The sequence below is a fragment of the Streptomyces bambusae genome (assembly GCF_020532645.1).
GTDB lineage: Bacteria > Actinomycetota > Actinomycetes > Streptomycetales > Streptomycetaceae > Streptomyces > Streptomyces bambusae.
Genome location: NZ_JAJAUZ010000085.1, coordinates 21,101 through 29,222, shown reverse-complemented (window position 1 = coordinate 29,222; position 8,122 = coordinate 21,101). Strand labels below are relative to the sequence as shown.

Genomic DNA, 8,122 nt, shown 5'->3' with positions numbered 1-8,122 from the left:
CGCCAACGGGCGTTCCGTACCGGCGATGTACTTGACGATCGTGACGGAGCCGGTGGCGGGGCGGAGGTGGTAGCCCGCGTCGTGGGTGTGGTCGTTGTCTCCGGCGGCGCCCGTGGTGAGGGTTTCGGTCTGGGTCGCCGGGTCCGGGTTGGAGTCCACCGACCGGTTGTCGCCCTGCTCCTTGGCGCTCGGCAGCAGGTCGGCCGCCGGCGGGTTCTCCGGGAGTCCCGAGGTGTCGGCCGTGGCCGCGTTGAAGGTGATCTGGTAGACGGTGCGCGGGTCGACCTGGAAGTAGTACTCGCCGCGCGCGTCGGTCCGCGTGGTCTGCAAGGCCGTGCCCGCCCGGTCCTTGAGGGTGACGGTCACCCCCGGCAGCGGCTCCTCCGTCGGCCCCTGGACGCCGTCGCGGTCACGGTCGAACCAGACCCGGTTGCCGATCTGGACCGGCGCCTCGTCACAGAGGAGTTCCAGGTCGCCGAGGCCGTTCGCCTTGCCGAAGCTGCCGGTGCCGCCGTCGACCTGGTAGTCCTCGGAACCCGCGCCCGTGACGTTGTCGAACTTCCGGACACCGCCCGAGAAGATCGTCAGCGGGTCCACGATCGTGGAGACGGTCTTCGTGAACCGCGGTGCGAACGCCAGACCGCCCTGGAGCGACTCCGCCAGCTGCCCGAGCGTGGAGTCGGCGGGGTAGTACTCCTTGACGGTGTCCTGCTGCGGCGGCGCGCTGCCCGGCACGAAGTGGTTCGGGCAGGCGTCCGACTCGCTGTCCCACACCCAGCCGTCGGCCGTCCGGCACACCCGGATCAGGTCGCCCATCGCCGGGAACAGCGAGCGCATCGCCGTGTCGTCGCTGCCCTCCGGGGCCAGTGCCTCGTACCCCGCCTGGTCGCCGAGCCGGTCGCGGAAGCCGAGCATCATCGAGCCGTCGCGGTCGAACGCGATGTCGCTGAGCAGCGGCTGCGGGAAGTTGGCCTGCAGATGCCAGGAGAACGGCTCCCAGGTCCGCAGCCAGTGCCGCCAGCGGGTGTCGCCGTTGGTGGAGGCGTAGCCCATGCCGCGCTCGAACGCGAGGTCGTGCGAGAGGACGGTGTCGAAGCCGGTGCCGGCCGCGTTCAGCTTCAGCACGTACGCGCGCAGGTCCGCGTCGTCCTGCGAGGACTCGGCGCTGCACGTGCCGCCGAGGTAGACGGCCCCGTCGTGGACGCCGAGCCCGAACGGATGCCAGTCGTCCGCCCCGCTGGGGCAGCCGGGGTCGGCGATCGGGACGACCCGCTGCGGGGTGGCGGGCGGACGGCCCTGACCGGCGTTCTGGGTGTCGAAGACGTACAGGCTCTTGGACTTCAGGCCCACCGCGTACAGTGTCCGGCCGTCGTGGCCGAGGTCGAGGTCGCCCAGTCCTTCCTTGCCGACCGCGTTGTTGATCTCCATCGTGTCGCGGGTCAGGTCCGTCGAGTGCGCGGCGGTGCCGGCGTCGGGGAGCGTCGCGAACACGGAGCTGGTGTGGGTGGCCCGGTCGACGACGTAGATGCCGCCCGCGCCGGCCGGCCCGTACGGCATGAGGCGCTTGGTGAGCGCGCCGACGAACAGCTGGTCGGTGTCGCGCCGGTGCGCCAGCCCGTACGTGGCGCCGATCGCCTCGTAGGTGGTCTCGTCAGTCGGCGGGCTGTCACCCGTACGGTCGTACGGCCAGGACACGAGTGCCTTGGTGCCGACCTGGCCGGGGGCGCCCTGGTGGTAGCACGGCGTGGCGAGTTCCGGATTGGCCTGGCAGTAGTCGGCGGGGCTGTGGACGCCCGTGACCACCTGCGCGTCCCCGTTCGTCAGGTCGACGAACTCGACGAGCGAGGACAGAGTGGGCGCGGGCCCGCCCGCCTGCGCGGGCCGCAGGAAGGATTTGGCGGCGGGGATCCGGGCCTCGACGCGGTACCGGCCGCCGGTCAGACCGAGGACCGCGGGGGAGAGCACGACCCGCCCGTCGGCGCCGGTGACGCCCTCGCCGGTACGGCCCGACGCGTCGGTGAGCGTCACCGGGATGCCCGCTTCGCCGACCTCCAGGGCAGCCGTCCAGCTGCCGTCCGAGTCCACGTCCCGTACGACGGTGACGGTGACCGAACCTTCGGCACGGGCGGCGGCGGAGGCGGGCGGCAGCCCGGCCAGGGACGGCAGCACGAGCAGCGCCGCCAGGCCGCCGCCGAGCCATCGTGGGCTCCCTCTCCCGGGAGCCCTCAGGGGAACACGCATGGCCCTCGTTCCATGATCAGCTGATACGTGCGCCCAGCATCACGGCGACGGCGGCGCGCCCCGGCGCGGCCGGGCGGGAAGTACCACCCGCTCGCGCCAACGGAACCACCCGGATGCCGTCGGGGCCGGGCGGGCCCCGACGGCATCCGGGGGTCTCAGTTGACCTGCCGGTCCAGCCCCTCCCAGTACGGCTCGCGGAGCTTGAACTTCTGGATCTTGCCGGTGGCCGTGCGCGGGATCGCGGCCCGGAACTCGACCGTGGTCGGCGCCTTGTAGCCGGCCATCCGCTCCTTGCAGTGGGCGATGATGTCGGCCTCCTGCGCGGTCGCCCCGTCGGCGAGGACCACCAGGGCCTTGATCGTCTCGCCCCACTTCTCGTCCGGCACGCCGATCACGGCGACCTCGGCGACGGCCGGGTGGCTGAAGATCGTGTCCTCCACCTCGATCGACGACACGTTCTCACCGCCGGTGATGATCACGTCCTTCTTGCGGTCGGAGATCGTGAGGTGCCCGTCCGCCGGGTCGAGGGTGCCGCCGTCGCCGGTGTGGAACCAGCCGCCGTCCAGGGCGTCCGCGGTCTCCTCCGGCTTCTCCCAGTAGCCGTCGAGCACCACGTTCGAGCGCGCCAGCACCTCGCCGCCGTCCGACACCCGCAGCTTCACGCCCAGCGCCGGCAGCCCGGCCCGCGACAGCCTGCGGGCCCGCTCCTCGGCCGGCAGGCCCGCGTCCTCGGGCCGGGTCCGGTTGAACGTGAGCAGCGGCGAGGTCTCCGTCAGGCCGTAGATCTGCGTGAACTCCCAGCCCAGCTCCTCGCCGACCCGCTGGATGGTCCGGCTCGGCGGCGGGGCGCCCGCGCAGACGATCCGCACCCGGTCGCGGCCGGGGATCTCGCCCTCCCAGGTGGCGGCCGCGTCCAGCACGGTGTTCCACACGGCCGGCGCCCCGCACATCAGGGTCACCCCGTGCTCGGCCACCCGGCGCAGGATCTCCGTACCGTCGACCTTGCGCAGGACGACCTGCTTGACGCCGAGACCGGCCATGACGAACGGCATCCCCCAGCCGTTGCAGTGGAACATCGGCAGCGTGTGCATGTACACGTCGCGCTCCCAGACCCGGGTGTGCAGGCCGAAGGTGAGGCCGTTCACCCAGATGTTGCGGTGCGTGAGCCGGACGCCCTTGGGGCGGGCCGTCGTCCCCGACGTGTAGTTGATCGTCGCGGTCGCGTCCTCGTCGGGCCGCGACCAGGGCCGCGGCTCCACCCCGAAGCGCATCAGCTCCGCGTCGGTCTGCGCGCCGAGGACGAAGCGGTGCCGGGCGGTGACCCCGGCCAGCGCCGCGTCCAGCTCCGGGTCGACGAGCAGGACGGACGCCCCGCTCTGGCGGACCACGTAGTCCACCTCCTCCGGCTTGAGGCGGAAGTTCACCGGCACGCAGATCCGGCCGCTCATCGGCACCGCGAACAGAAGTTCCAGCAGCCGGGCCGAGTTGTGGCTGACCACCGCCACCCGCTCGCCCTCGCCGACCCCCAGCGCGTCCAGCCCAGCCTGCCAGGCCCGTACCCGCTCGCCGAGCCGCCCGTACGTCGACGGCGGCACCGGCGCCGCCGGCTGGTCGGGTTCGTCGACCACCCCGGGGCTCGACGAGAACCCCAGCTCCGCCCGGTCGAGGAAATCCGTGACGGTCATCGGAACCCGCATTGCCCACTCCTCTTCACGTACGCCGACCCCACCCGCCCGGGGTGCGGTGCTGATCGTGAGCATCGTGCCGGGTCCGGACGGCACGTCACCAGGGGCGCGTCAGCCGTTGATTGACCGGCGAGGGGCGGGGCGGGCGGGCCGTCCGGTCATTTCAGCGGGCCGAACCGCACGGAGAACCGCTCTGCCGTGGTCATCTCGCGCAGCATCCGCTCACCCTCCTCGGCCAGCTCCGTACGGTGCGCCCGGGTGAGCGCACCGAACGCCTCGACGACCAGCTCGGCCCGCTCGCCACCGCCGTCCTTGTCCCGGCCGAGCCGCCAGATGCCGGCGAGCTGCCCGTCGACGAGGAACGTGCAGTGCGCCTGGTTCCCGCTCCACGTACGCCCCTTGACCTCGGGCGGGATGATCCGCGTCCGGTCGGCGTGCGACAGCAGCAGGTTGTCGAACTCCGGCAGGAACCGCACCGGCGCCGGCACGTCCTCGTCGGGCCGCGGCGCCTCGGGCAGATCGAACAGCTCCGCCCCGTCCTCCCCCCGCAACACGACCAGCCGCTCCCGCAGCCCCTCGAAGACCTCCCGCAGCCGCGTCAGCCCGGCCCAGGTCTGCATGTCCTTGACGGAGGCGGGACCGAAGGCCCGGAGGTAGCGGAGGACGGTGTCTTCGAGGGGGGTGGCGGGGGTGGATTCCGTCCCGGGCGGCGTCCCTGGCGGCGTCCCTGGCCCGGCCGGGGGTTCCGCCCCGGGCAGCGGTCCTGGCCCGGCAGCGGCCCCGCGCCCTGCCGGGACCCCGGCCCCTGCCCCCGCCCCCCGCTTGATCCCCCGAGCGTGACCGGCCCGCTCCCCGAGCCCGGTCCAGTTCTCCAGCGTGGTGAGCCGTACCTGCCCGGAACGCTCCCACAACCCGCGCGGGGTGACCTGCACCAGCAGCAGACTGCACCGGGCGGCCACGGCGAGTGCCTGCGGATCGGCCGCCGGCCACAGCTTCGCCAGCTCCGCACGCAACTGCGCCATCGTCCGCGGCTCGGCCTCCACGAGCTCCCGGCTGATCCGCTTCAGCCGCGCCAGGTCGACCCCCACCAGCCCCTTGCCGAAATGCTGGATCTCCCGGTCCCGCGCCGGCTGGACCAGCGGCCCCAGCCGCAGTGCGTCCGCAGCCGTGTGCGTGTGGATGGTCGACCGCATGGTGACCATCCGCACCACCCGCCGGGACTCCATCAGCTCGGACAGCTCCTCGGGCCGGAACCCGGCCAGCCGCGACCACAACTGGAAGTACGGCGGCTTCACGTTCTGCGCCTGCAGCCCCAGCAGATGCGCCACCGCCACCTCGGCACCCATCTCGGCCCGCTCGAGCAACAACTGCCGCGCCAAGGTGGCCCGCCCCAGCGCCCGCCGACCGACCACACCACTCACCCGGGTCTCCATACCCCCAAGCTAGCCCCCCTTGCGGACACCTACAGTCCGCAACATCCGAAGCCGGCAAGGCCCCGGGCCCGGGACGGAGCCCCCGGCCCGGTAAAGCACTCGCCCGTATATTCTGCACAGAACGCACAAAACAGAACGCACAAGCCACCCGCCCCACGCAGAAGGGCCACCCCGTGACACCGGACCGCCGCGGCTCCCGCCCCACCCCCATGCCCAAAAAGCATGCGTGGCGCCGCCCCGGCACCCCCACGGGCACCCCCGCCCCGCCCCGCTCGACCCAGCCCCCGCCCGCCGCCCCGCCCCACCACCCCGCCCCCGAACCGCACCGCAGCGTCGTCGAGGCCGCCGTCTACCGCGACGGCCGCCGCATCGCCTCCCCCGCCACCCTCGCCGAAACCTTCCGCACCCTCCGCGAGCAGCAGGACGGCATGGCCTGGATCGGCCTCCACCGCCCCACCGAATCCGAACTCCACTCCCTGGCCGCTGAGTTCAACCTCCACCCACTCGCCGTGGAGGACGCCCTCGAAGCCCACCAGCGCCCGAAACTGGAACGCTACGGCGACACCCTCTTCGTCGTCCTCCGCGCCGCCCGCTACCTCGACGCCCCGGAAGAGGTCGACTTCGGCGAGCTCCACGTCTTCGTCGGCACCGACTTCCTGATCACCGTCCGCCACGCCGCCGCCCCCGACCTCTCGGCGGTCCGCAGCCGCATGGAGGAGAGCCCCGACCTCCTCGCCCTGGGCCCCGAGGCAGTCCTGTACGCGATCCTCGACGCCGTGGTCGACGGCTACGCCCCGGTCGTCGAGGGCGTCCAGATCGACATCGACGAAATCGAGACCGAGGTCTTCCGCGGCGACCCCGAAGTCTCCCGCCGCATCTACGAACTCTCCCGCGAAATGGTCGAGTTCCAGCGCGCCACCCGCCCACTGGTCGGCATGCTCCACGCCCTGATGGCCGGCTTCGCCAAGTACGGCACCGACGAGGAACTCCAGCGCTACCTCCGCGACGTCGCCGACCACGTCACCCACACCAGCGAACGCGTGGACGGCTTCCGCCAGGCCCTCACCGAAATCCTCACGGTCAACGCCACCCTGGTCACCCAGCAGCAGAACGCCGAAATGCGGGCCCTCGCAGAAGCCGGCTTCGAACAGAACGAGGAAATCAAGAAGATCTCCTCCTGGGCCGCCATCCTCTTCGCCCCCACCCTGGTCGGCACCATCTACGGCATGAACTTCGAGGACATGCCGGAACTGAAGTGGGCCGGCGGCTACCCCTTCGCCATCCTCCTGATGGCAGTGGTGTGTACGAGCCTGTACGTCATCTTCAAGAAGCGCGACTGGCTGTGACGACCCTGAAGAGCTTCGTCGGCCAACCCCCGGGCCGCCTCGGGAGAGCCGGGGCGGCTCCGGCCGGGGCGGCGTGCACGGCGTGTTCCCTGAGGCGGGGCCGGGGGTGCGCCCGTACGCTTCCCTGAACTCCGGTCGACCGGGTTCCGATGACCTGGGGGGATGCCGGAGCCGGCAGGGCACTTGGGTGCCGTGGATGCGTGGGGGAGAGTCCTTTGAGCGTTCGTTCAAAACTGCGGCGGGGTCACCGGTGGGGTGCGCTGGTGGCAGTGGGGGTGCTCGGCGTGGCCGGGGGCACTGCGGCTGCCGAGCCGCGGCCGGCGGCCTCGGGCGGGACCGTCGAGCTGAGTGATGCGGACCTGCGTCCCGGTGCGGCCGAGCCGCGCTGCTTCGAGAAGTCGAAGCCGAACTGCACGAGCCCGGATCCGGCCGTGACCGTCAGGATCATCAGCCGGGGCGAGACCGGCTCGTGCACCTTCGCGCTGAAGACGGTGTGGGGTGACGGTGAGACCACCACCCACGAGTTCGGCGGCGGGTCCGACGGGGACGTGCTGCAGCTGGCGAACCACACGTACAAGAAGCCGAAGCCGTTCCTTGCGCCGAAGACGTACGGGCTCACCTGGGAGGTGACGGTCAGGTCCGGCAGCTGCCGCGGCGGCTCGGGCCCGCTGGGCTTCACGCGCACCTGCGCCAGGAGTGCGCTGAGCGGTACCGCCTGGGGCGGGAAGTTCGAGACCAGCACATCGCTGGAAGACCTCGCACCGGGGTTCCGGGAGAAGGTCAAGTCCTTCGTCGGCGCCATGCAGGCCTCGGGCGTGACCGTGACCCCCGTCGCGACGTACCGGCCTGCGGAGCGGGCGTACATGATGCATTACGCCTGGCGGATCTGGAAGAAGGAGGTGTCCGCCGACAAGGTGCCGACCTTCAAGCCGGCGAAGGGGCAGTCGCCCGTGAACATCTGCTGGCAGCACACCGGCGCGGACGGCAGGTTCGACTCCGCCGCCTCCGTTGCGGCCGCGGACCGCATGGTCACGGCTCTCGGCATCGACCGGAAGAACAAGGTCGCGCCCGCCCTGGACACCCTGCACTACCCGCGGCTCGCGATCGACATGAAGACGACGTGGTCCGCGCGCAGCATCACGATCACCGACAAGTCCGGTACCCGGGTGAAGATCGACACGGCTCCGCGCACCGGCCTGAACACCAAGCTCATCGCGGTCGGCAAGACCTACGGGGTGATTCACTTCCGGCCGGCGTCGAGTGACAAGAACCACTGGTCCTACAACGGTCATTGACGGTCCGTCGGCGAGTGACAGAGCCGCCGTGCCGTGCGTGCCGGCCCGTCCGGGGGGTACGCACGGCACGGCGGTCCGTGCGGCGCGGTGCGTGCGGCGAGTCGCTGGGGTCAGCCTGTGGA

Annotated in this window: 5 protein-coding genes; 2 read left to right on the top strand and 3 right to left on the bottom strand. The window is 71.8% G+C overall.

The window, feature by feature from the left end; all coding sequences use genetic code 11:
* The 3 genes from LG634_RS34220 to LG634_RS34210 form a co-directional block, all read right to left on the bottom strand.
* Positions 1-2,241: SdrD B-like domain-containing protein (locus LG634_RS34220; RefSeq protein ID WP_226739865.1), on the bottom strand; the 2,241-nt coding region annotated here is incomplete at its 3' end.
* A gap of 155 nt (positions 2,242-2,396) precedes the next feature.
* Positions 2,397-3,938, bottom strand: coding sequence for an AMP-binding protein (locus LG634_RS34215; protein ID WP_226739863.1), 1,542 nt, complete (start codon positions 3,936-3,938; stop codon positions 2,397-2,399).
* A gap of 146 nt (positions 3,939-4,084) precedes the next feature.
* A complete protein-coding gene (locus tag LG634_RS34210; protein WP_226739861.1) occupies positions 4,085-5,359 on the bottom strand; it encodes a winged helix DNA-binding domain-containing protein in 1,275 nt (424 codons plus the stop codon).
* Between the two features lie 209 nt (positions 5,360-5,568).
* Between LG634_RS34210 and LG634_RS34205 the strand changes: the two genes are divergently transcribed.
* The gene (locus LG634_RS34205) at positions 5,569-6,705 is read left to right on the top strand and encodes a magnesium and cobalt transport protein CorA (protein ID WP_226739860.1); all 1,137 of its coding nucleotides are present in this window, start codon (positions 5,569-5,571) and stop codon (positions 6,703-6,705) included.
* Between the two features lie 263 nt (positions 6,706-6,968).
* Positions 6,969-8,000, top strand: a complete 1,032-nt coding sequence (locus LG634_RS34200) for a hypothetical protein (RefSeq protein ID WP_226739858.1) — start codon at positions 6,969-6,971, stop codon at positions 7,998-8,000.
* The last annotated feature ends 122 nt before the right edge of the window (positions 8,001-8,122 follow it).

Coding starts and splice junctions, on each gene's coding strand:
- LG634_RS34210 (WP_226739861.1), bottom strand. CDS start 5,359: ATGGAGACCCGGGTGAGTGGTGTGGTCGGTCGGCGGGCGCTGGGGCGG.
- LG634_RS34215 (WP_226739863.1), bottom strand. CDS start 3,938: ATGCGGGTTCCGATGACCGTCACGGATTTCCTCGACCGGGCGGAGCTG.
- LG634_RS34205 (WP_226739860.1), top strand. CDS start 5,569: ATGCCCAAAAAGCATGCGTGGCGCCGCCCCGGCACCCCCACGGGCACC.